The sequence below is a fragment of the Nonomuraea sp. NPDC049309 genome (assembly GCF_043196965.1).
Classification (GTDB): domain Bacteria; phylum Actinomycetota; class Actinomycetes; order Streptosporangiales; family Streptosporangiaceae; genus Nonomuraea; species Nonomuraea fastidiosa.
The window spans coordinates 1,693,319-1,717,468 of the sequence record NZ_JBICSH010000001.1 but is presented as its reverse complement, the minus strand read 5'-3'; the positions used below and the strand labels follow the sequence as shown (position 1 = coordinate 1,717,468).

The window sequence follows — 24,150 nt, the reverse complement described above, 5'->3', positions numbered from 1 at the left end:
CGGGAAAGGCGAGGTCAGGACGGGCGCTCGGGGTAATGGCAGGCCGCGAAGTGGCCGTCCACCTCCTCGAACGCCGGCTCGACCTGCCCGCACCGGTCGGTGGCCTTCCAGCAGCGGGTGTGGAAGCGGCAGCCGGGCGGCGGCGCCACCGGGCTCGGCGGGTCGCCGGCCAGCATGATGCGCGTGCGGCCGCGCAGGGCGGGCTTCGGCACGGGCGCGGCCGACAGCAGCGCCATCGTGTACGGATGCGCCGGCGCCGAGTACACCTGGGCCGCCGTGCCCAGCTCCGCCATCCGCCCGAGGTACATCACGCCCACCCGATGGGAGACGTGCCGGACGACGGCCAGGTCGTGCGCGATGAACACCAGCGCCACCCCGAGCGTGCGCTGCAGCTCGGCGAAGAGGTTGACCACCTGCGCCTGCACCGACATGTCGAGCGCCGACACCGGCTCGTCGCAGACGATCACGTCGGGCTCGGTGGCCAGCGCACGGGCGATGCCGATCCGCTGCCGCTGCCCGCCGGAGAACTCGTGCGGGAAGCGGCTTATCCGGTCGGGCGACAGGCCGACCAGGGTCAGCAGCTCGGCGACGCGCTCGCGCAGGGCGCGGGCGTTCGGCGCGAGGCGGTGCACGCGCAGCGGCTCGGCCACGATGTCGTGCACGGTCATGCGCGGGTTGAGCGAGGTGAGCGGGTCCTGGAAGACCATCTGGACCCGCCGCCGGATGTCGCGCGGCACGCCGCCCCTGGTGAAGAAGGGCCGGCCGCGGAAGGTGACCTCGCCCTCGTCGGGGCGTTCGAGGCCGACGAGCATGCGGGCCAGGGTGGACTTGCCGCAGCCGGACTCGCCGACGATGCCGAGCGTCTCGCCGGGGTAGAGGTCGAGGTCCACGCCGGAGACGGCGCGTACGGCGCCGCCCCTGGACAGCAGGCCGCCCCGGTAGGTCTTGTGCAGGCCGGTGGCCCGCAGCACGGGCTCCTCCCGGTGCTCAGGTGAGAGCGCCATCGAGCATCTCCTCCGCGTGGTGGCAGGCGACGTAACGGCCGGATCCGGCACGCAGGGCCGTGAGCGGCGGCCGGCTGCGGCCGCATATCTCGCTCGCCCGCGCGCAGCGGGGCGCGAACGAGCACCCGGGCGGCACCTCGGCGGGGCTGGGCGGCGCGCCGGGGATGGCGCGCAGCTCCGAGGCCGGGCTGTCCAGGTCGGGGATGGCGGCGAGCAGCGCCTCCGTGTACGGGTGCGCGGGCCGCTCGTACAGCTCGCCGACCTCGCCGCCCTCGACGATGCGCCCGGCGTACATGACCGCGATGCGGTCGCTGACCTCGGCCGCGACGCCGAGATCGTGCGTGATGAGCAGCACCGCGGTGCCGAGGTCGCGCCGCAGCCGGTCGATGAGCTCCAGGATCTGCGCCTGGACGGTCACGTCGAGCGCGGTCGTCGGCTCGTCGGCGATGATCAGGTCGGGCTCCAGCGCCACCGCCATGGCGACGAGGATGCGCTGCCGCATGCCGCCGGAGAACTGGTGCGGGTAGTCGTCGATGCGCTTGGCGGCGGCGGGGATGCCGACGAGGTCGAGCATCTCGATCGAGCGGGCCCGCGCCTCCTTGCGCGACAGGCCGCGGTGCACGCGGAACAGCTCGCCGATCTGGTCGCCGACGCTGAGCACGGGGTTGAGCGCCGACAGCGCGTCCTGGAAGACGAGCGTCATCTCGCTGCCGCGCAGGGCCCGCAGCTGCTCGGCGTCCATGGCGAGCAGGTCGCGCCCGCCGAGCCTGGCCGTCTCGAAGCGTACGCGGGCGTTCGGCTGGTCGAGCAGCCCCATGACGGCCTTCGCGGTGACGGATTTGCCCGAGCCCGACTCGCCGAGCAGCGCCAGTGTCTGGCCGCGCTCGATGGTCAGGTCCACGCCGCGGACCGCCGGGATCTCGCGTCCCTGGGCGGTGAAGGTGACGTGCAGGCCGCGGATCTCCAGGGCCGGTGGTTCGCTCACCGCACCCCCTCCTCGATTGTGACGAATGCTGGCGCTGATAGGTGGTCTGCTGCCGGAAAACAACTTGGATATTGTCTTTCGCGCCTGATCCTGGCAAACTTCCGGCAATCGGACAAGAGGGGATACCAGATGCTGGAAGCCGCAAAGAGCTACAAGGGTTACCGTTCGTACGAATACCTCGAAGAGGGTGTCGACTACCGGCACTTCGATCTGGCCCCCGAGATCGGCCGCGTCCCCGCCTACCAGGGGCCCGAGCTCACCACCGAGCAGACCGAGCGCGTACGCCGTCTCCTCACCGAGAGCCTCGTCGTCTCCCTGCACGACCACCCGTCGGTCTTTCCCGACGACATCAGCCAGACCGTCGACTACAACCGCACCGCCCGCCACCGCACCGGCTACGAGGGCCTGGCCCGCTCCGGCATGACCGTCGTCTTCGACAACCTCATGGACGGCACCTGCTGCGTCACCAGCCAGGCCGGCTGGAAGTGGACCGATGTGATCGCCGACATCGGCATGCGTCTGTCGGACATCGCCCACCAGGACTACCTCATCAAGGTCGAACGCCTCGCCGACGTGTACGAGGCGCACAACAGCGGCCGCATGGGCCTCGTGCTCGCCCTGGAGGCGGCCACGATGATCGAGAACGAGGTCGACAGGATCGACATGCTGTACGGCTTCGGCGTACGGCAGATGGGCATCGCCTACAGCGAGGCCAACACGCTCGGCAGCGGCCTGAAGGAGCGCCGCGACGGCGGCCTGACCCTGTTCGGCGAGAAGGCCGTGCGCCGCATGAACAAGCTCGGCATCGCCATCGACGTCTCGCACTCCGGCGACCAGACCTCGCTCGACACGATCAGGCACTCCACCAAGCCGATCCTCATCACCCACGCCGGCGCCCGCGCGGTCTGGCCCACCAACCGCATGAAGCCTGACGAGGTCATCAAGGCGGCGGCCGAACGCGGCGGCGTCATCGGCCTGGAGGCGGCCCCGCACACCACGCTGTCGCCGAACCACCCCAGGCACAGCCTGGAGTCGGTCATGGACCATTTCACGTACTGTGTGGACCTGGTCGGCATCGACCACGTGGCCTTCGGCCCCGACACGCTCTTCGGCGACCACGTCGGGCTGCACGACACGTTCGCCGACCACCTGTCGATCAGGGAGGCGCACGCCGGGATCGACTACGAGAAGGTCGAGTACGTGGACGGCCTGGAGAACCCGGCCGAATGCTTCTGGAACATCATCTCCTGGCTCGTCGCCCACGACTACTCGGACGACGAGATCACCAAGGTCGTCGGGGGCAACGTCATGCGGGTGCTGGAAGAGGTCTGGATCTGATGAAACGTGTCACGCTCGCCGCGGCGCTGGCCGCCGCACTTACCGCTGTCGCAGCCTGCGCCCCCGGCGTGCCCGGCCAGTCGGGCTCGCCGTCCGCACAGCAGGCCGCCCCGGCCTCGGCCGACCGGCTGACCATCGGCACCACCGCCGACGTGGTCAACTACAACCCGCTGGTCGGCAACAGCCGTACCGACTCGTGGGTCACCAGCCTCATGTACCCCCACCTCATGCAGATGGACGAGGCCGGCAAGCGCACCCCGTACCTCGCCACCGAGTGGTCGTACGCGGAGGACGGCAAGAGCGCCACCGTCAAGCTGCGCGACGACATGACCTGGTCCGACGGCAAGCCGGTCACCGCCGACGACGTGGTGTTCGCGATCACGGCGGTGCAGAAGGAGCAGTTCGGCGTCGTGGCCGGGCTCATCACCGCGCTCGACAAGGCCGAGGCGGTCTCGCCGACCGAGGTGCGCTTCAAGCTGAGCCGCCCCGACGGCACGTTCCTCGACAACGTGGGCTTCTGGCTGCCGATCGTGCCCAAGCACGTCTTCGAGAAGGCCCCGAGCGTGCAGAAGTTCGCCAACGACAAGGACTGGGTGAGCGCGGGGCCGTTCAAGCTGACCAAGGTCGAGCGCGGCCAGCGCTACATCATGGAGCGCGTCGACGACTTCGGGCCCGGCACGCCCACCGTCAAGGAGGTCGTCTTCCGCGTCTTCCCCGACGTCAACACCGAGGTGCTGGCGCTGCGCAACGGGGAGATCGACCTCATCGGCAACGTGCTGCCGCCCGCCACCGCCGCCGAGCTGCAGAACGACCCCAAGGTCAAGCTCCAGCAGATCCCCTCGCTCGGCTGGGCCCACCTGCAGTACAACACCAAGCGCAAGCCGCTGGACGACGTGCGCGTGCGCCAGGCCCTCGCCCACGCCGTCGACTACGAGGCCATCAGGAACATCGCGCTGAAGGGCTTCGCCAAGTCCTCCAACTCCAGCGTGCTCACCCCCACCCTGCCCGACTGGACCGACCCCACCTCGAAGGAGTACGCCTTCGACCCCGAGCAGTCCAAGAAGCTGCTCGCCGAGGCCGGGCAGACCGGCCTGAAGCTCGGCATGATCTACGACCAGGCCGACCCGAACATCGCCCGCTGGGCGCCCATGGTGCGCGACTCGGCGAAGAAGGCCGGGATCACGATCGAGCTGCAGGGCCTGGAGCGCAACACGTACCTGGACAAGACGGCCAAGCGCGACTTCGACATCTACGCAGGATCGTGGGCGATCATGGACAACCCGCCCGCGAACCTGGGGCTGGCGTTCAAGACCGGCGGGTTCATCAACTACGCCCAGGTCGAGGACCCCAAGCTGGACGCCCTCATCGACAAGGCGCAGCGCGCGCTCACCGTCGACGAGGCCAGGGGCCCGATCCAGGAGGCCGCTCGCATCATCCACGACCAGGTCTACGACAACGTCCTGTACGTGGAGACGTTCAACATCGCGTACTCCGCGAAGTGGACCGGCTTCAAGCCGATGCCGAGCGAGCTGCTGTCCATCCTGAACCCGCTCTCCCTCGCCTCGGCGAAGCCGGCGGGCTGATATGCGGTTCATCGGCCTACGGCTGGCCCGCGGCCTGCTCACCCTGTGGTTCGCGGTCACGGTGACGTTCTTCCTGGTCCGCCTGCTGCCGGGCGACCCGGTGCTGGCCGTGGCCGACCCGAACATGACCGAGGAGCTGCGCCGGAAACTGCTCGCGGACTTCGGCCTGGACAAGCCCCTGGCCGCACAGTACGTCGACTACCTCGGTCAGCTCCTCCACGGCAACCTCGGCATGTCGTTCCGCCAGTCGGTCCCCGTCACGACCGTGCTGATGGAACGGCTGCCGTGGACGCTGATCCTCACCGGCTCGGCCATGGCGGTGACGATCGTGCTGGGCATCCCGCTCGGCGTGCTCGCCGCCACCAGGGCCAAGGGCTGGCTCGACCGGGTCATCCAGCTCACCGGCGTCACCGCGCAGTCGCTGTTCGTGCCCAGCGTCGGCATCTTCCTCATGTACGTGATGGGCGTCTGGCTCGGCTGGTTCCCCATCGGCGGCGCGGTGGACCTCGACGCCACCGGCCTCGCCGCCACCGCCAGCATGGTGCACCACCTGGTGCTGCCCTGCCTGTCGCTGGTGCTCATCCAGCTCGGCGGCTACGTGCTGACCATGCGGACCACGCTCATCGAGGCGCTCGGCGAGGACTACGTCTCCCTGGCCAAGGCCAAGGGCGTACGGCCCGGCGCGGTCGTGTGGAAGCACGCGCTGCGCAACGCGCTGCTGCCCACCACCACCATCGCCGGCCTGCAGCTCGGCACCCTGGTCGGCGGCGCCGTGCTCACCGAGACCATCTACGCCTACCCGGGCATCGGCCGCGCCATCTACGAGGCGGTCGGCCAGCTCGACTTCCCCGTCCTGCAGGGCGCGTTCGTGCTGCTCGCCGCCGCCGTGGTGGTGGCCAACCTGATCACGGACGTGGCCTACGGCATCCTCGACCCGAGAGTGCGCACCTCATGACCGCCATCGCAGCGGAGCTCACCCCGCGCAGGCGGACCTGGAGCTCCTTCCGCCGCAACCCGCTCGGCATGGCCAGCGCGGCCGTGCTGCTGCTCATGCTGCTCGTCGCGCTCTTCGCGCCGCTCATCGCGCCCTTCCCCGAGGGGTACGGGCCCGACACCTCGCAGCCGCCGTCGGCCGAGCACTGGTTCGGCACCGACGACATCGGCCAGGACGTCTTCGCCCAGGTCATCTGGGGCACCAGGGTCAGCATGGCGGTCGGCGCCAGCGCCTCCGTGCTGGCCATCGGCATCGGCCTGCTCATCGGCGTCAGCGCCGCGTACTTCCGCCGCCTGGACGCCCCGCTCGGCGTGCTGGTGGACCTGTCGCTGTCGCTGCCCGTGCTGCCGCTGATGATCCTCGTGGCGGCGCTGGCCGGGCCCAGCGTGCGCACGCTCGCCGTGGTGATCGCGCTGTTCAGCTGGCCCGAGGTGGCCCGCGTGGTGCGCTCGCAGGCGCTGGCCATCGTGCCCATGCCGTTCGTGTCGGCGGCCAAGGTCGTCGGCGGCTCGTCGTGGTGGATCGTCCGCAAGCACCTGCTGCCCGGCGTCGTCCCCGTCGTCGGCGTGTCCGTCGTGCTCACCACCTCGCGCGCCGTGCTGTCGGAGGCCGGCCTGTCCTTCCTCGGCCTGGGCGACCCCGAATCCTGGTCCTGGGGGACCATCCTGCACAAGGCGCAGCAGTCGGGGGCCCTCGCCTCCGCCTGGTGGACCACGCTGTTCCCGTCGCTGGCGATCCTGCTGCTCGTGCTCTCCACGACGCTGCTGTCCGTCGCCTACAACGACGCCCGCAACCACAGGAGCGACACATGACCTTCTCCCAGCGGCTGCCCGGCACCTTCTACGCGGGCGCCCTCGACCGGGTGCGCGCCCGCATGTCCGCCGACGGGCTGGCGGCGCTGCTGCTCGACGACCCGCTGGACGTCGCCTACCTCACCGGGTTCCACCACTTCCCGAACGAGCGCCCGGTCGCCTGCTGGCTGCCGCTCGACGGCGACCCCGTGCTGCTCGTACCCGACCTCGAACGCGAATACGCCGAGGACCAGGGCGCCAGGGCCGAGATCCTCGCCTACCCCGAGTTCCCCGGCGAGCGCTCGCCGTTCGCGGTGCTCGCCGCGCACGTCCCCGCCCCCGCCACGGCCGGCTACGCGCCGTCCACCTCGATCGGGCGTACGGCGGCGCTGGCCGAGGCCTTCCCCGGCACCCGCTGGTGCGTCTCCGACGCCGTCGGCCAGGTGCGGCTGCGCAAACAGCCCGAGGAGATCGCGCTGCACGAGGAGGCCGCCCGCATCGCCGACCGGATGATCGAGGCCGGTGTCGAGCTGGTCAGGCAGGCCCTCGAAGCGGGCGGCGAGCTGCCCACCGAGACCGAGCTGGCCGGCCACGTCATCTCCTACGGCTCCCGCCTCATGTACGCCTCCCACGAGGACGTCGTGGTCGTCCCCATGCTGACCGGCGGCCTCGTCTACGGCGGGCCCAACTCCGCCCAGCCGCACCGCCTGCCCGGCGGCGACCGGCTCAAGGCGGGGGAGACGTTCATGCTCTCGCTCGGCTGCGCCGTCGGCGGCCGGTTCGTCGAGAGCGAGCGCACGTTCGTCATCGGCGAGCCCACGCCCCAGCAGGCCCGCTACTACGAGGCCGTACGCGAGGCGCAGGAGATCGGCACCGAGGCCCTCGTCCCCGGCATCACCTGCGAGGAGGCCAACCGCCGCTGCCTGGCCGTCATCAAGGAGGCCGGCTACGGCGCATACCTGCGCCACCGCCAGGGGCACGGCATCGGGCTCGGCTTCCACGAGCCGCCGTGGCTGTCCGACGGCGACGCCACCGAACTCGCCCCCGGCATGATCCTGTCCAGCGAGCCCGGCGTCTACGTGCCCGGCCACGCCGGCTACCGCATCTCCGACACCGTGCTCGTCACCGAGTCGGGTCCGCGCCGGCTCACCGCCTACCCCCGCGAGCTCACCGACGTCGTCATCTGAGAGGACACCTGTGTACGTCGACATCAACGGCAACCCCCTCAACGTCGAGATACTCGGCGACGGCGAGCACGTCGTCATCGCCCACCACGGCGCGCCGGGACTCGGCTCGCTCGCCGAGCCCAAGGCCGGCTTCGGCCGCCTCGCCGACACCTACCGGGTGCTCGTCTTCGACGCCCGGGGCTCCGGGGCCAGCGGGCTCAACGGGCCCTTCACCCACGAGCAGTGGGTGGCCGACGTCGAGGCCCTGCGCCGGTGGATCGGCGCCGAGCAGATCATCATGGCCGGCGGCTCGTACGGCGGCTTCATCGCCATGGAGTACGCCGCCCGCCACCCCGACCGCGTCAGCGCCCTCGTGCTGCGCGACACCTCCGCCGACAACGCCAACCAGGACCTCGCCATCCGCAACGCCGCCGCCTCCTCCCGGGTGAGCATCGACCGCGACAAGCTCGACCGCATCATGTCGGGCACCGTCCGCGACGACGACGACCTGCGCGACTGCTGGCGCGAGATCCTCCCCCTGTACGACCACGACTACGACCCCGCCAAGGTCGAGCAGCGCGTGGCCGCCACCCCGTACCACTACGAGACGCACAATTACGCCTTCGCCCACAACCAGCCCGGCTACGACATCAAGCACCTGCTGCCCGGCATCACCGCGCCGACCCTCGTCACCGTCGGCCGCCACGACTGGATCACGCCGCCCGAGTGCAGCGAGACCATCGCCCGCCTCATCCCGAGGGCCGAGCTGCGGATCTTCGAGAAGTCCGGGCACTCGCCGCAGATCGAGGAGGCCGAGCTGTGGGAGGCCACCGTCCGCGACTTCCTCGCCAGAGCACTCTCCGGCGCTACCGGCTCCGGCCCGTCCGGTTCCGAGGCCGCAGGCTCCGGGGCTTCCGGCTCCTCTGGCGAGGAGCCGGGCGGCGCGGGGCAGGTGCGAGAACGGCCCTGATCGCGCGATGATGCCCCCGATGGAAGATCTCGACGACCTCGACCGCAAGATCCTCGCCGCGCTCCACGTGAACGGCCGGGCGAGCTGGACCGACATCGCCCAGCTCATCGGCACCTCCACCACGACGGTGGCGCGGCGGGCCCAGCACCTGTTCGGCGCCGGGCTGGCCCGGGTCGCGGTGCTGCCGCACCTGGAGCACGAAGGACCCGTCCACGTGTTCCTCGTCCGGCTCACCTGCGCGCCCGGCAGCCAGCTCAGGGTGGCGGGCCTGCTGGCCGCCAACCCCGACATCCGGTACGTCACCATCGTCACCGGCGGCTACGACATCGTGTTCGAGCTGGTCGCCCCCAAACACCGCGACCTGTACTCGATGCTGGTCGACTTCGTCCAGTCCATCCCCGGGGCGCAGCAGAGCAACGCCGACCTCGTGCTCCACACGTACAAGGTGAGCTACGACTGGAGCGCGCCGCTGCTCGGGCCGGGCAAGGGCGCCTTCGCCACGCCCATGCCCGGTCACACCTGCGAACCCGGCCACCTCGACGACGTCGACCGCGAAGTGCTCGCCGCGCTCCGCGACGACGGCCGGGCCAGCTTCCAGTCCGTCGGCCGCCGCGTCGGCATCAGCGAGAGCACCGCCAGGCGGCGGCTCGAAGCCATGCTCGAACGCGGCTGCGCCAGCGTCACCACGTTCATCCCCGCCGCCGCGCTCGGCTACGAGGCCGAGATCCTCTTCTGGCTGTCGATCGAGCCGAGCATGCAGGACAGCGTCGCCGAGCGGCTCTCCGGCGAGCGCGGCGTCCGCATGATCGCGTCGGTGCTCGGGCAGGCCTCGCTCATCTGCGAGGTCATCGTCCCCACCACCGCCGACCTGCACCACTTCACCTCGCGCACGCTGGCCTCCATCCCCGGCATCCAGTCGTGGACGGCCGGCGTGCAGGTGCTGACCGTCAAGCGCGGCTTCCTCATGGTGCCGTGGGCGGAAAGCAGAATCGCCGCGGCCCTGAAAACCTGACCAAGACCCGGCACGGGCCGCTGAGCCGCCAGCCCGGGACGGTCGCCGGGGGTCCGGCCCGGCACGGCCGCCCAGGCGGCGCCCTGCCACGATCGGCGGGGCCTTGGCGGGCTGCCCGGCCCCAGCCCCGGCACACCCGGTGCGGCGCCTCATCACGAGCAGCGGCGTCGGCAGGCGCAAAGAGGCCGCCATCGGAGCAGCCGCCGGAGCACGAAGGGGGCCGAGCCGACGGCCGCACGCCCGGCATCGGCTCCACCGGACCGGGCCGGTCGGCCGGCTAGCGGGTGTAGCGGTGTTTGGCACCCGGTGGGAAGTACTCCGGGTCGCCGGCCTCGCGGAGCCGGATCACCGGCCGCCGCCGCTCGGGCGGCACGTAGGCGGCGAACTCGCTGTTCAGCCGGAGCAACTGGCCCAGGATCGCCTCGCCGGCGGCGGCCGCCACCTCATCCGACGGCCGCACGCCCGGCATCAGCTCCACCGTGACCGTCAGGGTCCGGTCGCGCCGCTCGTCCTCGGCCACCTCCAGCACGAACTTGCCGGTCACCGCCCCGCTCACCTCCGGCTGCTCCAGGCCGACCGCGATGTTCTCCGGGTAGACGTTCGCGCCGTAGAAGGAGACCGTGAAGTGGCCGCGGCCGAACACGTACACGAACGGCCGCTCAGGACCGCTCGCCGACGGCTTGAAACCGTGCGCGGCGACGAAGGACAGCAGCCGGTCGTACGGCAGCACGCCGCCCTCGTCGGCGATGTGGTAGCGGATCAGCGGGACACCGTTGCCGCCGGAGAACAGCAGCGTGCCCGCGTGCTCCTCGAAGTAGCGGACCTGCGGGTCGTACTGGACGAGCGTCGGCAGCCGCGACTCGCCGAAGATCTCCCTCGCCAGGTCCGGCCTGCCCGACAGGAAACGCCGGATCTCCGCCGACAGCGGCGTCTCGTTGCCCAGCACGCCCGCGTCGGCCGTGCCGTACAGGGAGGCGATGCCGCGCAGCGGATCGGCGATGCCCGCCCGCTCGGCCACCAGCGCCCGCCACTCCTCGCTGAACACCTCGCCCGCCGTCACCAGCTTGAGGTCCCACTCGTGCCACGGCAGGTCCTCGGTGTCGATCACGTTCTTCAGAAACGGCGGGTAGCCCAGCAGCACCACCTGGTCGAAGTACGGGGCCAGCTCGGGCAGCACCCGCCGGATCTCCCGCCGGTCGGTGCCCGGCGCCACCACCGTGATCGGAAACCCGCGCCCGGCCAGGTGACGGCAGCAGCTCACCGTGAACAGCCCGCCCACCCACGTGCCGAGCGCGAAGCACACCACCGCCAGCGTGCGCCGCCCGCGGGCCCCGAACGCGTCGCCGAACACCTCCGCGAACCGGTCCGTGATCACCCGCTCGTCCGACACCGAACGCGGCCAGAACGACGGCTCGCCCGTCGATCCCGACGACACGGCGATCATGTCCCCGATCACGCCGTTCCTGCACAGGTCGGGCAGGGGGTGGCGGCGGGTGTAGTTCTGCTTGGTCGTCATCGGCAGCGCCGCGAAGTCCGCGAGCGTCCGCACCTTGGCCGGATCCACCCGATGCTCGGCCAGGAACCTGCCGTAAGCCGGCACGGTGGCCGCCACCTCGTGAAAGAGCTCAACGGGATCCACCCGCCGACTGTACGACCCCACCGCCCCCAGGAAAACCACCCCGGCCACCGGACCGGCACCTCCTCTCCAGGCCACTGCCCACGAGGACATCCCAGGCGACACCAGCACACCGCCGCCTTACGCAGCCAGCGCGGCTCCACGCGCATGAGCGATGCCGCACGTCAGCCGCCGCCACATGGGCCAGCCGTCCCCACGTGCACGAGGGGATGCGGCTCGCTCCGACGCTCCCGACCGTGACACCAAGCCCGGCCCCAACACGCACGAGACCAGGCCCCAACCGGACCCGTGCTCACGCCAACCACAATCCCCGCCCCACACGCACTGTCCCCGGCATCGCGTTGACGGTTCCCGGTGTCACGCGCGTGGTCTCTGGTGGTCGTGTTGATGGTTGTCCGGTGTCACGCGCGTGGTCTCTGGTGGTCGTGTTGATGGTTCCCGGCATCGCACGCACGGTCTCTGGTGTCGCGCACGCTCCTCGGGGCTGCGCCGCCCACCTCCGGCCGCGGGGACCCTCGGCCTCACGCGCACGGTCCTCGGCCTCGCACGCGAATCCCGCCTCTGCGTGCTCGGTTCCCGGCTCTGTGCGCTCGGTCCTCGGCCCTGCGTGCACGGTCCTCGGCCCTGCGGGATGCCCGGCCTCAGGTGCATCGGCCCCGTGCCTGGGGCCGGGCCGCGTCACCCGCCCCGGCTTCAAGCCCGCCGCGGCCGCGCAGTGGCGGGAATCCCTCTTGCACGAGGGCGGGAGTGATGGGTACTCGGCACCTCCTGGGTCGGTTGTGTCACCGGCTCGGTTTGCGCTGGTCGTGTGGTGGTGGGGGTCGTGTGGTGGTGGGGGTCGTGTGGTCGCGAGGGCAGGGGTGAGGGGCACTCGGCACCTGGGTCGGTTGTGTCACCGGCTCGGTTTGCGCTGGCCGTGTGGTGGTGGGAGTTGCGCGGTGACGAGGGCGGAGTGCGATCCGCGCCCGGGTGCCCGGGACCGTCGTGTCCCTGGCCCTGTGCCACGGGCCGGCCGCGGGACCGGCGCCGGGCCGCATGGCGGGCGGACGGTCATTCGCCGGGGCGGACGAGGCCGGACTCGTAGGCGTAGACGATCGCCTGAGCGCGGTCGCGCAGGCCCAACTTCATCAGCACCCGCCCCACGTGCGTCTTCACCGTCTGCTCGGCCACGAACAGCTTCTCGGCGATCTCCTGGTTGGACAGCGCCTGGGCGACCAGGAGGAGCACCTCGGTCTCCCGCTCGGTCAGCTCGTCGAGCCGCCGCCCCGGCACCGGGCGGGGCGAGCCGAGCCGGGCGAACTCGGTGATCAGCCGCTTGGTGATGGCCGGCGCGAGGAGCGCCTCCCCGGCGGCGACCACGCGTACGGCCTCCACGAGCTGCGCCGCCGAGGCGTCCTTCAGCAGGAACCCGCTCGCCCCCGCCCGCAGCGCCTCGTAGACGTAGTCGTCGAGGTCGAACGTCGTCAGGATGAGCACTTTCGCCCCGATGTCGCGGGCCATGAGCTGCCGGGTGGCCTCGAGGCCGTTCATGACCGGCATCCGCACGTCCATCAGCACCACGTCGGGCTTGAGCTCGGCGGCCCGCTCGACGGCCTCGCGCCCGTCGGCCGCCTCGCCCACCACCTCGATGTCCGGCTGGCCGCTCAGGAACACCGTGAACCCGGTGCGCACCATGCCCTGGTCGTCCGCGATCAGCACCCTGATCACGTGCTCTCCCTTCCCGCGATCGGTAACGTGGCCCGCACCTCGAACCCGCCACCGGGCACGGGACCTGCCTGTAGCGTGCCGTCGAGCAGCGCCACCCGCTCCCGCATCCCGATGAGCCCGTGCCCGCTGCCCCTGGCACCGTCCCGCGCAGTCCCGCCGCCCGTGGCGCCCTTCCGCGTAGCGCCGCCGCTCGCCGTGCTGTCCCGTACAGCCCCGCTGCCCGTGGCACCGTCCGGCGCAGCCCCGCCGCCCGTGGCGCCCTTCCGCGTAGCGCCGCCGCTCTCCGCGCTGTCCCGCGCAGCCGCACTGCTTCGCGCACCGTCCTGCGTGCCGCTGTCGTCCGTGGCGCCGTCCCACGAGGCTCTGCCCTCCAGCGCATCGTCCCCGGGGGCTCCGCCGCGCCGGCGACCGCGGTCTTGCGCGGGCTGGACGTCCGGCCCAGGCTCGCCGGCCTTCCCAGGCCGGCCGATGGCCCCCTGGCCGCCGTACCCGGACCCGAGCTCGCCGGTCGGGCGGCCGGATGTCAGGGCGGTGCCCGAAGGGTCACGATCAGAGCCCTGCGGCAGGGCGGGGCTGGGGCCGTTGACGATGGTGAGATGGAGTTCGCCGCCCACGCGGGCGATGTCGACGGCGACGGCCGCGCCGGGCGCGTGCCGCATCACGTTCGACAGCGACTCCTGCACGATCCGGTACGCCGACAGCTCCACCGCCGACGGCAGCCCGCTCAGCTCCCCGCTCCGCTTGACCAGCACCGCAAGCCCGGCGGCGCGCGCGTTGGCGGCCAGCTCGTCGATGCGGTCGAGCCCAGGCTGCGGCGCGGTGTCGGCCTGCCCGGTGGGGTCGCGCAGCACGCCGAGCACCTGGCGAAGCTGCGCGATGGCCTCGAGGGACAGCGTTCTGATCTCGGCGAGGCCCGCCTCTAACTGCGCGGGGTCGCCCGCCGCCTTGAGCGGCACCGCCTCGGCCTGGATGGCGATCACCGACATGTGGTGTGCGACCACGTCGTGCAGCTCGCGCGCGATGCGGGCGCGCTCTTCCAGCACGGCCTGCGCGCTCTCGGCCTGCCTGGTGCGCCGCTCCTCCTCGACGAGCTTGGCGGTGGCGCTGCGCCGCACCCGCACGTTGTAGCCGAACAGCAGCGCGATCGTCGTGAACACGACGACCAGCGGCATGGAGTTGGGATGGATGATCCACGCGGCCAGGAACGTGAGCACCCACACGCCCACGGTGATGCGCCGCTCGCAGCGCACGGCGACGGAGTAGAGCACCAGCGGGTAGCCGATGACCATCGAATCCGGATAAGGGGCGAGGTCGGGGGCACGGGTGAGCTCGATCCAGACGCTGAGAGGAACCGCGGCGAAGGCCACCCGCCAGGCGGCCAGCGGCCAGCGATGGCGCAGGGCCACGGGGAGCGCCACGCCGATCGCGGCCAACATGGGATAGCCCTCGGAGAGTGGCAACGGGAGCCCGTCGCGCGCCATCATCGAGGCCTCGGCTCGCACCTGCTCCAGCCAGCCGAGCGTGATGTTGTAGAGGATGAGCGTCAGCAGGCCGTCCGCGACCTGGACGAGGTTGATGGTCCGCAGCGGCAGCACCCGCCGCACCGGCCGCGGCACCCGGAACGTCAGCCGGCGCCCCTGCGGCATCGGGTCGGCCTCGCCTCGGTAGAGGGCGAGCAGGAACGGCTGCACCACGGCACTCGTCGTACGCCGCACCGCCCCCTTCTTCACGACACCCCCGTTCGGTCGTCCGGCTCCTCCGGCGAGCGGGGAGGAGCAGAGAAAACGCCTGTTCAACAATAAAACGCGACCTTCGCGGGAGTCGTCACACCGAGGTTTGATCCTGCCTTAACCCTAGGGATGGATGGCTTACATCATTACGATCGCCGTGAGCGAACACCGGCAAGGAAGGGAACAATGCGAGGCTCCAATGAATTGAGTCGGTATAACTCAACCCTTTGGAGTTCGTATGAGTGAGAGCTTGACCCTGCCGGTCCTGCCGCTTGACGACGCCGTCGTCCTGCCGGGCATGGTGGTCCCGCTGGACCTGTCCGACTCCGAGGTGCGCGCTGCGATCGAGGCGGCCCGTGCATCCGGTGGCAACAAGCCACGGGTCCTCCTCGTTCCCCGCATAGACGGCCGCTACGGCGCCATCGGCGTCCGTGCCGTGGTGGAGCAGGTCGGGAGGCTGCCGGGCGGCGAGCCCGCCGCCGTCGTGCGCGGCGTCGACCGCGTACGCGTGGGCACCGGCACGACCGGCCCCGGCGCCGCGCTGTGGGTGGAGGCCGACACCATCGACCCCGTCCCCGTCGGCGACCGCGCCCACGAACTGGCCAAGGAGTACAAGGCCCTGGCCACCACGATCTTGCAGAAGCGCGGCGCCTGGCAGGTGGTCGACCAGGTCAACCAGATCGACGACCCCTCGGTGCTCGCCGACAGCTCCGGCTACACCCCGTGGCTCAGCACCGCGCAGAAGGTCGAGCTGCTCGAGCAGCCCGACCCGGCGGAACGGCTGGCCAAGCTCATCGAGTGGTCCCGCGAGCACCTGGCCGAGCTCGACGTCGCCGAGACGATCCGCAAGGACGTCCAGGAGGGCATGGAGAAGCAGCAGCGCGAGTTCCTGCTGCGCCAGCAGCTCAACGCCATCCGCAAGGAGCTGAAGGAGCTCAACGGCGACTCCGCCGAGAGCGAGGAGGAGGACTACCGCGCCCGCGTCGAGGCCGCCGACCTGCCCGACAAGGTGCGCGAGGCCGCGCTCAAGGAGGTCGACAAGCTGGAGCGGACCTCCGACCAGTCGCCCGAGACCGGCTGGATCCGCACCTGGCTCGACACCGTCCTCGACATGCCGTGGAACGTCCGCACCGAGGACAACTACGACCTCGCCAACGCGCGGGCCGTCCTCGACGCCGACCACACCGGCCTCGCCGACGTCAAGGACCGCATCATCGAGCACCTGGCCGTGCGCAAGCGCCGCCAGGAGAAGGGGCTCGGTGTGGTGGGCGGCCGCCGCAGCGGCGCCGTGCTGGCGCTCGCCGGCCCTCCCGGAGTCGGCAAGACCTCGCTCGGCGAGTCCGTTGCGCGCGCGATGGGCCGCAAGTTCGTCCGCGTCGCGCTCGGCGGCGTACGCGACGAGGCCGAGATCCGCGGTCACCGCCGCACCTACGTCGGCGCGCTGCCCGGCCGCATCGTCCGCGCCATCCGCGAGGCCGGCTCGATGAACCCGGTGGTGCTGCTCGACGAGGTCGACAAGGTCGGCGCCGACTACCGCGGCGACCCCACGGCCGCCCTGCTCGAGGTGCTCGACCCGGCACAGAACCACACGTTCCGCGACCACTACCTCGAGGTCGAGCTCGACCTGTCCGACGTGCTGTTCCTGGCCACCGCCAACGTGCTGGAGGCCATCCCCGGGCCGCTGCTCGACCGCATGGAGGTCGTCACGCTCGACGGCTACACCGAGGACGAGAAGGTCGCCATCGCCCGCGACCACCTGGTCCCGAGGCAGCTCGAGCTGGCCGGGCTCGCGGCCGAGGAGGTCACGGTCGAGGAGCCCGCGCTGCGCAAGCTGGCCGCCGAGTACACCCGCGAGGCGGGCGTCCGCTCGCTCGAACGCTCCGTGGCGCGCATCCTGCGCAAGATCGCGGCCAAGGACGAGCTGCCCGTCACCGTACGCGAGGAGGACCTGGTCGGCTACCTCGGACGGCCGCGGTTCGTGCCCGAGTCGTCGCTGCCGGAGAACAAGCAGCGCACCTCCGTTCCCGGCGTCGCCACCGGCCTGGCCGTCACGGGGGCCGGCGGAGACGTCCTGTACGTCGAGGCGTCGCTGGCCGACCCCGAGACCGGCGAGACCGGCCTCACGCTGACCGGCCAGCTCGGCGACGTGATGAAGGAGTCGGCCCGCATCGCGCTGTCCTACCTGCGCTCCCACGGCGCCGAGCTGGAGCTGCCGGTCACCGCGCTGAAGGACCGCTCGGTCCACATCCACTTCCCCGCGGGCGCGGTGCCGAAGGACGGGCCGTCCGCGGGCGTGACGCTGACGACGGCGCTGGCCTCGCTGCTGTCCGGGCGGCTGGTCCGCAGCGATGTCGCCATGACCGGCGAGATCTCGCTGACCGGGCGCGTGCTGCCGATCGGCGGCGTCAAGCAGAAGCTGCTCGCCGCACACCGGGCCGGCATCACGACCGTCCTCATCCCGGCGCGCAACGAGCCCGACCTCGACGACGTGCCCGAGGAGGTCCGCAAGGAGCTCACCATCCACACGGTGAGCGACGTGCGCGAGGTCCTCGACATCGCGCTCAGCCCGGCCGAGGTCGCCGCCCCCACCGTCGCGGCCTGACCGCCGCCCGGTCCGTGCCGCGCCACGAGCCACCGCCCCGCCGCGCCCGGCCTCCTGGGGTACGGCGGGGCGGTCACGCGTGCCGCCGGTGACGGAGGACCCGCGCCCCCGCACGCTCGTGGCCCGTTTTTGGGCCCCGCTCTCGTCGCCGGCTCGCCCGTGCCCTGCCTGCTCGATCCGCGCACGCCTGTGCCTCACTCGCTCGTGCCCCCGCACCGGCGCCCCACCCTCCCGCGGGAGCCGGCGCCTCCGCGCCCCCGAGCCGCCGCGGACCGGCGTCCTCCGTGCTTCCGCCTCCGCCCGCTTCCGGGCCGGTCCCCGGCCTTCGCGCCCTGCGGCGTCCGCGCTGCTCGCTGGCCGGCGGGTGGGCGGGCGTCGCTTCGGAGGGGCGCCGCGCGCGGCCCTTCCCGCTGGTCCGCCGCCTCTGGGCTGCTGGGCACGGGGCTGGACGGGCGTCTCGTCGGGGTGCTTGCTCTGCCGCTTCCGGGCTGCTGGGCGGCTGAGGCGCCTTCCGAAAAGGAGGCTGTGCGCGCTCACCCGGCCGGCCGGTCGGTCGCGGTGGGGCGGTCCACCGCGATGGACGTGACGTATATCACTGAAGAGACCGGGAATAGCGGGAAAGATCACCGTCGTTGACCCGGGCGTGAACGAGGCACACGCGACCGATCGCTGCGTCCCCCTGGGCGCCGCGTGTCGCCGCCTGCGTATGGGGCGAATGCCGGCCCGCTGAGAAGCAGACCCACCCGCCCGTTCCTCGACGTCGAAGGCCGTCATGATCAGACCAGGTCACGTGCTGCGCAGGCTGAGTCACCTGCCCTTCCACCCCGGCATGCACTGACTTCCGCGCGCCTCTAGGCGCGCGCCCGCCCTTCCGGTGATGTCCGTTCCCGCGGCCCGCCACGTGGCCGCCCTCAGTCGTGGGGATTCTCTGTGATCCAGGCTTCCGGCCTGCGCAAGCAGTACGGCGACACCGTCGCGCTCGACGGCGTCGACCTGCATGTGCGCGAAGGCGAGATCTACGGCGTGCTCGGCCAGAGCGGCGCCGGCAAGAGCACGTTGCTGCGCTGCGTCAACCTGCTCGAACGCCCCACCGCGGGCACCGTCACCGTCGCGGGACAGGACCTCACCGCGCTCGGCGACCGCGAGCTCAACCGCGCCAGGCAGCGCATCGGCATGATCCACCAGCACTTCGCGCTGCTCTCCTCGCGCACGGTCGCGGGGAACGTGGCCTTTCCGCTGGAGATCATGGGCGTGCCCAGGGCGGAGCGGGAACGCAGGGTGGCCGAGCTGCTGGAGCTGGTCGGCCTGGAGGGGCGCGGCAAGGACCGCCCGCACCAGCTCTCCGGAGGCCAGAAGCAGCGCGTCGGCATCGCCAGGGCCCTGGCGGGCAACCCGTCGGTGCTGCTGTCGGACGAGGCCACCTCGGCGCTCGACCCGGGCACCACGCAGTCGATCCTCGCCCTGCTCAAGCGGCTCAACGCCGAGCTGGGCCTGACGATCCTGCTCATCACCCACGAGATGAACGTGGTCAAGAGCGTCTGCGACTCGGTCGCCATCATGTCGCGCGGCCGCATCGAGGAGTCCGGCTCCATCGCCGACCTCATCAGGACCCCGGGATCCCGGCTGACCAGGGAGATCTTCCCGCTGCCCGAGCCCGCGCCGGCCGGGTCGGTGACGCTGACGTTCACCGGCGACCCGCGCCAGCCCGTGGTGTCGGAGGTGGTGCGCAAGTTCGACGTGGACCTCAGCATCCTCGGCGGCTCCATCGAGGACCTGGCGGGCGGCTCGGTCGGCCGGCTGCGCGTCGTGCTCGACGGCTCCGACCGGCAGGCGGCGCTTGCGTACCTGCGTGACTGCGGGCTGATCGTGGAGGAAGCGGGGGAGGCCGCGTGACCTGGGAAGAGATGCTGCCGCTGCTGGGCCCGGCGACGCTGGAGACGGCCGCGATGGTCGGCTGGTCCACGCTGTTCACGCTGCTGCTCGGGCTGCCGCTCGGCGTCGCGCTGGTGGTGTTCGACCGCGACGGACTGCGCCCGCTGCCCGCGCTGAAGTCCGCGCTCGGGTTCATCGTGAACGTGGGGCGCTCGCTGCCGTTCATCGTGCTGATGATCGCGATCATCCCGTTCACCCGGCTGGTCGTCGGGACCACCATCGGGACGGCCGCGTTCGTGGTGCCGCTGACCGTCGGCGCGGTGCCGTTCTACGCCCGGCTGGTCGAGACCGCGCTGCGCGAGGTCGGCAGGGACGTCGTCCAGGCGGCCCAGGCGATGGGCGCGAGCAGGACCGCGATCGTGCGCAAGGTCCTGCTGCCCGAGGCGCTGCCCGGCCTGGTCGCGGGCCTGACCGTGACCGTGGTGGCGCTCATCGGTTACTCCGCCATGGCCGGCACGCTCGGCGGCGGCGGGCTCGGCGACCTGGCCGTCCGGTACGGCTACCAGCGGTTCGAGACGCTCCTGATGATCGTGACGGTCGTACTGCTGCTCGTCATCGTGCAAGTCCTGCAGAGCCTGGGCGACTGGGTCGCTCGGCGCCTTTCACACAAGTAAGGAAAATCATGAAAATCCACCGCATTGTGGGTGCTGTCGCGCTGGCTCTGTCGCTCGCCGCATGCGGCGCGTCGCAGTCCGCGACCGGCTCCACTCAGGCCGAGTCCGCCGACGACGTGATCAAGGTGGGCGTCAACCCGGTGCCGCACGCGGAGATCCTCAACTTCGTCAAGGACAACCTCGCCCCGGCCGCCGGGCTCAAGCTCGAAGTCGTCGAGTTCACCGACTACGTGCAGCCCAACGTGCAGCTCGAAGAGGGCAAGCTGACGGCCAACTACTTCCAGCACCGGCCGTACCTCGACGACTTCAACAAGAGCAAGGGCACGCACCTGACCTTCGTCGCGGGCGTCCACCTGGAGCCGCTCGGCCTGTACTCCAAGAAGGTCACCGACGTGTCGGCGCTGCCCGGCGGGGCCACCGTGGCGCTGCCCAACGACGCCACCAACCTGGGCCGCGCGCTCAAGCTGCTCGCCGACAACGGCCTGATCACGCTCAAGGACGGCGTCGGCACCGCCGCCACCGAGCGCGACGTGGCGCAGAACCCGAAGAACCTGCAGTTCAAGCCGCTGGAGGCGGCGCAGCTCCCGCGCTCGCTCGAGGACGTGGACGCCGCGGTCATCAACGGCAACTACGCCATCGAGGCCGGGCTCAAGCCCGCGTCGGAGGCGCTGGTGCTGGAGAAGACCGAGGGCAACCCGTACGTCAACGGCCTGGTCGTGCCGAGCGGCCACGAGAAGGACGCCAACATCGTCACCCTCGGCAAGCTGCTGCAGGACCAGAAGGTCAAGGACTTCATCCAGCAGAAGTACCAGGGCTCGGTCATCCCGGCCCAGTGACCCGGGTCGTCCCCACCGGTGCCGGTGTGAGCCTCCGCCCGCGCCAGAGCACCCGCACGGGCTCCGGCGCGATGTGCCCGGCGGCCCGCCCGCTCTGAAGCGCGGGCCCAGGCCCCGGCCCGGCGCCATGGGTCCGGGCGGGGCTTTCCGCCCGGAGGGATTCCGACCGGAGAGGGGGAGTGGGCCCGGGCGTCCGGCCCGGTGTTCGCCGCGGCCTCCGCGTGAGTTCCGGCTCGCGCGGAGGCCGTCGCGGTTCTGGCGGGGGGCCAGGTAACCGAATACTGTTCTGTTCATGTATCCGGGAGCCATCGCAGCAGTCACCCCCGACAAGCCCGCTGTGATCATGGCGGGCTCCGGACGCGTCATCACCTACCGCGAGCTGGACGAGGAGTCGAACCGGCTGGCCCACCTGTTCCGCTCGGCGGGCCTGCGCCCCGGCGACCACGTCGCCTTCATGCTGCCCAACCACCCGCTCTTCCTGGCCGTCGCCTGGGCCGCGCACCGCGCCGGCCTGTACTACACGCCCATCAGCTCCCGGCTGCAGACCGACGAGCTGGCCTACATCGTCGGAAACTGCGGCGCCCGGGTCTTCATCTCCAGCGCCGGCCTGGCCGCCGTCGCGGCCTCCATCACCGCCGCCACCCCGAAGGTCGAGCTGCGGCTCATGCTCGACGGCGAGGCCGAGGGCTTCACCTCGTACGAGCGGGCCGTCGCCGCGCACCCGGCCACGCCCATCGCGGACGAGTGCACCGGCGCCGACATGCTCTACTCCTCCGGCACCACCGGCCGGCCCAAGGGCGTCAAGGTGCCCGCGTCGCACGGCCCGCTGGAGGAGCCCGGCATGCTGCTCAAGCTCATCCAGGCGCTGTTCGCGCCGTCGGCCGACAGCGTCTACCTCTCGCCCGCCCCGCTCTACCACGCCGCGCCGCTGCGCTACTGCATGTCGTTCCAGCGCCTCGGCGCCACGGTGGTGGTGATGGAGCGCTTCGACCCCGAGCAGTACCTGGCGGCGGTCGAGCGGTACGCGGTGACGCACACGCAGCTCGTGCCGACGATGTTCATCAAGATGCTGAAGCTGCCGCAGGAGGTCCGCGACAAGTACGACGTCTCCTCGCTCAGGTACGCCATCCACGCCGCCGCGCCCTGCCCCATCCCGGTCAAGGAGCAGATGATGGAGTGGTGGGGCCCGATCATCCACGAGTACTACGCTGGCACCGAGGGCAACGGCTTCCTTTACGCCGGCCCTCAGGACTGGCTGGCGCACAAGGGCACGGTCGGCCGCTCCCTGCTCGGCATCGTGCACGTCTGCGACGAGAACGGCGACGACCTGCCGCCGGGCGAGCACGGCACGATCTACTTCGAGAACGGCGGCCGCTTCGAGTACCACGGCGACCCCGACAAGACCCGCTCGGTCCAGGACCCGAAGGGCAGGGGCTGGACGACGCTGGGCGACATCGGCTACCTCGACGAGGAGGGCTTCCTCTACCTGACCGACCGCCGCTCGTACATGATCATCTCGGGTGGGGTGAACATCTACCCGCAGGAGGCCGAGAACGTGCTGTCGGTGCATCCGAAGGTGGCCGACGTCGCGGTGTTCGGCGTGCCGGACGAGGAGATGGGCGAGCAGGTCAAGGCCGTGGTCGAGCCGGTGACCATGGACGAGGCGGGGCCGGAGCTGGAGGCGGAGCTGATCGCGTACTGCCGTGAGCACCTGGCCCACTACAAGTGCCCCAAGTCGGTGGACTTCCGCGCCGAGCTGCCCCGCCACCCGACCGGCAAGCTTTACAAGCGGCTGCTGAGGGACGAGTACTGGCCCGCCGGACGTTAAGAAAGATCGAACGGAGGCTCCGCACTCCGCACGCCCGCCGCGACCTCGTCCGACGAGCGCCGTGCCGGGGCGTGCGGCGCCGGCGGAATTCCGCTCTTAGCCCGCTCTTACGAGAGTCTTGACACCCTTGAAGCAGAGGGATTCGAGGGAGATGACAGGATGAACGCGAACGAGCCTCGCGAGCAGGGTCCCGAGCGGCGGGACTCCGGTGGATGGAGCCAGTTCGGCGCCACCCCGCCGATAGCCGGGGGCTTTCCCCGACGGGAGACGATCGTGATGGAGGTGCCTCCGCCACCGCCGGCGCAGCCCAAGCAGGCGCGCTTCACCGTCGGCCAGAAGGTCATCGCGGGTCTCGCCATGGCGGCCATGGCCGTCGCGGGTGGTGTCGTGGGGGCCGCTGTCGCCACCTCGTTCCAGCCCGAGCCGGTCGCGAGCAGCGCGCCCGTGACGCCGGGCCCGGTGTTCAAGTCGGCCTCCGACCAGCTCACGGTGGCCGAGGTGGCGGCCAAGGTGCAGCCCACGGTCGTGATGATCAAGGGGCGGAGCGGTGAGGGCTCCGGCGTGGTGCTGTCGGAGGACGGCATGATCCTCACCAACAACCACGTGGTCGTGGGGGCGGGCCAGGGCGGCCAGATGACGGTCAAGTTCAGCGACGGCAAGACCGCGCGGGCGAGCATCGTCGGCACCGACCCGGCCACGGACCTCGCCGTCATCAAGGCCGAGGGCGTGTCGGGCCTGGCCAAGGCCACGCTCGGCGACAGCGACAAGCTCAGGGTCGGCGACCCGGTGCTGGCCATCGGCAGCCCGCTCGGCCTCGACGGGTCCGTCACGGCGGGCATCGTCAGCGCGCTCGACCGTACGCTGAACCTCGGCAGCGAGCGCAGGCAGCTCCCGCCCGGCTGGCCGCAGGACACCGAGAGCATGCCCACCACGATCGGCGGCGCCATCCAGACCGACGCCTCGATCAACCCCGGCAACTCCGGCGGCGCCCTCGTGAACGCGGCCGGCGAGCTCGTCGGCATCAACACCGCGATCGCCTCCGAGGCCGCGGGCGGCGGCGTCGGCTTCGCCATCCCGGTCAACACCGCCAAGCAGGTCTCCGAGCAGCTCATCTCCAGCGGCAAGGTCACGCACGCCTGGCTCGGCGTGAGCGTCACCGACGCCACCGGAGACGTGGCGGGCGCGTTGATCAGAGAGGTCACCCCCGGAAGCCCGGCGGACAAGGCCGGACTGCAGCAAGGCGACCTCATCACAAAGATCGACGACAAGATGGTTGACGGAGGCGATACCGTTGTTGGGCAGGTCAGAGGTTTCAAACCGGGCCAAGAGGTCAAGATCACATATATGAGGGATGGCGAGAGCCACGAGGTGAACGTCATCCTCGCGGAGAACGCGTAACACACGGGACCCCCTCATGGACGG

18 protein-coding genes are annotated in these 24,150 nt (G+C 71.3%); 13 read left to right on the top strand and 5 right to left on the bottom strand.

The features are described 5' to 3' along the window. Positions 1–14: 14 nt before the first annotated feature. Entirely contained in the window at positions 15–1,004 is a 990-nt protein-coding gene (locus ACGFIM_RS07810) for an ABC transporter ATP-binding protein (protein ID WP_393196349.1), read from the bottom strand. Beyond that, a complete protein-coding gene (locus tag ACGFIM_RS07805; RefSeq protein ID WP_393196346.1) occupies positions 988–1,989 on the bottom strand; it encodes an ABC transporter ATP-binding protein in 1,002 nt (333 codons plus the stop codon). The genes ACGFIM_RS07810 and ACGFIM_RS07805 overlap by 17 nt, the downstream gene beginning before the upstream one ends. Positions 1,990–2,118: 129 nt before the next feature. Between ACGFIM_RS07805 and ACGFIM_RS07800 the strand changes: the two genes are divergently transcribed. Genes ACGFIM_RS07800 through ACGFIM_RS07770 form a run of 7 tightly spaced genes read left to right on the top strand, consistent with a single transcriptional unit; the run spans position 2,119 to position 9,843 of the window. Further along, positions 2,119–3,327 carry a dipeptidase gene (locus ACGFIM_RS07800; protein WP_393196343.1) on the top strand — a complete coding sequence of 403 codons (1,209 nt, stop codon included), beginning with the start codon at positions 2,119–2,121 and terminating at the stop codon, positions 3,325–3,327. Continuing rightward, complete coding sequence (locus tag ACGFIM_RS07795) at positions 3,327–4,910, top strand: ABC transporter substrate-binding protein (RefSeq protein WP_393196340.1); 1,584 nt, start codon at positions 3,327–3,329, stop codon at positions 4,908–4,910. Before ACGFIM_RS07800 ends, ACGFIM_RS07795 begins: the two co-directional genes overlap by 1 nt. 1 nt (position 4,911) lies before the next feature. Further along, a complete protein-coding gene (locus ACGFIM_RS07790) occupies positions 4,912–5,865 on the top strand; it encodes an ABC transporter permease (RefSeq protein WP_393196338.1) in 954 nt (317 codons plus the stop codon). Further along, positions 5,862–6,716, top strand: coding sequence for an ABC transporter permease (locus ACGFIM_RS07785; RefSeq protein WP_393196335.1), 855 nt, complete (start codon positions 5,862–5,864; stop codon positions 6,714–6,716). The genes ACGFIM_RS07790 and ACGFIM_RS07785 overlap by 4 nt, the downstream gene beginning before the upstream one ends. After that, on the top strand, positions 6,713–7,882 hold the full coding sequence (locus tag ACGFIM_RS07780) for a M24 family metallopeptidase (RefSeq protein WP_393196332.1): 1,170 nt from the start codon (positions 6,713–6,715) through the stop codon (positions 7,880–7,882). The genes ACGFIM_RS07785 and ACGFIM_RS07780 overlap by 4 nt, the downstream gene beginning before the upstream one ends. Positions 7,883–7,892: 10 nt before the next feature. Then, complete coding sequence (locus tag ACGFIM_RS07775; protein WP_393196329.1) at positions 7,893–8,831, top strand: alpha/beta fold hydrolase; 939 nt, start codon at positions 7,893–7,895, stop codon at positions 8,829–8,831. Between the two features lie 19 nt (positions 8,832–8,850). After that, positions 8,851–9,843 carry an Lrp/AsnC family transcriptional regulator gene (locus ACGFIM_RS07770; RefSeq protein WP_393196326.1) on the top strand — a complete coding sequence of 331 codons (993 nt, stop codon included), beginning with the start codon at positions 8,851–8,853 and terminating at the stop codon, positions 9,841–9,843. Between the two features lie 277 nt (positions 9,844–10,120). Here ACGFIM_RS07770 and ACGFIM_RS07765 read toward each other — a convergent pair whose 3' ends face one another. The 3 genes from ACGFIM_RS07765 to ACGFIM_RS07755 all read right to left on the bottom strand — a co-directional run bounded on the left by ACGFIM_RS07765 (position 10,121) and on the right by ACGFIM_RS07755 (position 14,901). Beyond that, positions 10,121–11,482, bottom strand: coding sequence for a phenylacetate--CoA ligase family protein (locus ACGFIM_RS07765; RefSeq protein WP_393196323.1), 1,362 nt, complete (start codon positions 11,480–11,482; stop codon positions 10,121–10,123). Between the two features lie 1,047 nt (positions 11,483–12,529). Then, entirely contained in the window at positions 12,530–13,186 is a 657-nt protein-coding gene (locus tag ACGFIM_RS07760; protein ID WP_364054105.1) for a response regulator transcription factor, read from the bottom strand. Then, entirely contained in the window at positions 13,183–14,901 is a 1,719-nt protein-coding gene (locus ACGFIM_RS07755; RefSeq protein WP_393196320.1) for a histidine kinase, read from the bottom strand. Before ACGFIM_RS07755 ends, ACGFIM_RS07760 begins: the two co-directional genes overlap by 4 nt. 253 nt (positions 14,902–15,154) lie before the next feature. Between ACGFIM_RS07755 and lon the strand changes: the two genes are divergently transcribed. The 6 genes from lon to ACGFIM_RS07725 all read left to right on the top strand — a co-directional run bounded on the left by lon (position 15,155) and on the right by ACGFIM_RS07725 (position 24,126). After that, positions 15,155–17,518: an endopeptidase La gene (gene lon / locus ACGFIM_RS07750; protein ID WP_393196317.1), complete on the top strand. Its 2,364-nt coding sequence runs from the start codon at positions 15,155–15,157 to the stop codon at positions 17,516–17,518. Between the two features lie 930 nt (positions 17,519–18,448). Beyond that, complete coding sequence (locus tag ACGFIM_RS07745) at positions 18,449–19,411, top strand: methionine ABC transporter ATP-binding protein (protein WP_393196314.1); 963 nt, start codon at positions 18,449–18,451, stop codon at positions 19,409–19,411. Next, the gene (locus tag ACGFIM_RS07740) at positions 19,408–20,064 is read left to right on the top strand and encodes a methionine ABC transporter permease (protein ID WP_393196311.1); all 657 of its coding nucleotides are present in this window, start codon (positions 19,408–19,410) and stop codon (positions 20,062–20,064) included. The genes ACGFIM_RS07745 and ACGFIM_RS07740 overlap by 4 nt, the downstream gene beginning before the upstream one ends. 8 nt (positions 20,065–20,072) lie before the next feature. After that, positions 20,073–20,900, top strand: a complete 828-nt coding sequence (locus tag ACGFIM_RS07735) for a MetQ/NlpA family ABC transporter substrate-binding protein (protein WP_393196308.1) — start codon at positions 20,073–20,075, stop codon at positions 20,898–20,900. Between the two features lie 292 nt (positions 20,901–21,192). After that, positions 21,193–22,728: an acyl-CoA synthetase gene (locus tag ACGFIM_RS07730; RefSeq protein WP_393196305.1), complete on the top strand. Its 1,536-nt coding sequence runs from the start codon at positions 21,193–21,195 to the stop codon at positions 22,726–22,728. A gap of 159 nt (positions 22,729–22,887) precedes the next feature. Further along, complete coding sequence (locus tag ACGFIM_RS07725) at positions 22,888–24,126, top strand: S1C family serine protease (RefSeq protein ID WP_393196302.1); 1,239 nt, start codon at positions 22,888–22,890, stop codon at positions 24,124–24,126. The last annotated feature ends 24 nt before the right edge of the window (positions 24,127–24,150 follow it).

Excerpts from the sequence above, each read along its gene's own strand:
- ACGFIM_RS07810 (WP_393196349.1), bottom strand. The coding sequence starts at position 1,004 with ATGGCGCTCTCACCTGAGCACCGGGAGGAGCCCGTGCTGCGGGCCACC.
- ACGFIM_RS07800 (WP_393196343.1), top strand. The coding sequence starts at position 2,119 with ATGCTGGAAGCCGCAAAGAGCTACAAGGGTTACCGTTCGTACGAATAC.
- ACGFIM_RS07795 (WP_393196340.1), top strand. The coding sequence starts at position 3,327 with ATGAAACGTGTCACGCTCGCCGCGGCGCTGGCCGCCGCACTTACCGCT.
- ACGFIM_RS07790 (WP_393196338.1), top strand. The coding sequence starts at position 4,912 with ATGCGGTTCATCGGCCTACGGCTGGCCCGCGGCCTGCTCACCCTGTGG.
- ACGFIM_RS07785 (WP_393196335.1), top strand. The coding sequence starts at position 5,862 with ATGACCGCCATCGCAGCGGAGCTCACCCCGCGCAGGCGGACCTGGAGC.
- ACGFIM_RS07780 (WP_393196332.1), top strand. The coding sequence starts at position 6,713 with ATGACCTTCTCCCAGCGGCTGCCCGGCACCTTCTACGCGGGCGCCCTC.
- ACGFIM_RS07770 (WP_393196326.1), top strand. The coding sequence starts at position 8,851 with ATGGAAGATCTCGACGACCTCGACCGCAAGATCCTCGCCGCGCTCCAC.
- lon (WP_393196317.1), top strand. The coding sequence starts at position 15,155 with ATGAGTGAGAGCTTGACCCTGCCGGTCCTGCCGCTTGACGACGCCGTC.
- ACGFIM_RS07735 (WP_393196308.1), top strand. The coding sequence starts at position 20,073 with ATGAAAATCCACCGCATTGTGGGTGCTGTCGCGCTGGCTCTGTCGCTC.
- ACGFIM_RS07730 (WP_393196305.1), top strand. The coding sequence starts at position 21,193 with ATGTATCCGGGAGCCATCGCAGCAGTCACCCCCGACAAGCCCGCTGTG.
- ACGFIM_RS07725 (WP_393196302.1), top strand. The coding sequence starts at position 22,888 with ATGAACGCGAACGAGCCTCGCGAGCAGGGTCCCGAGCGGCGGGACTCC.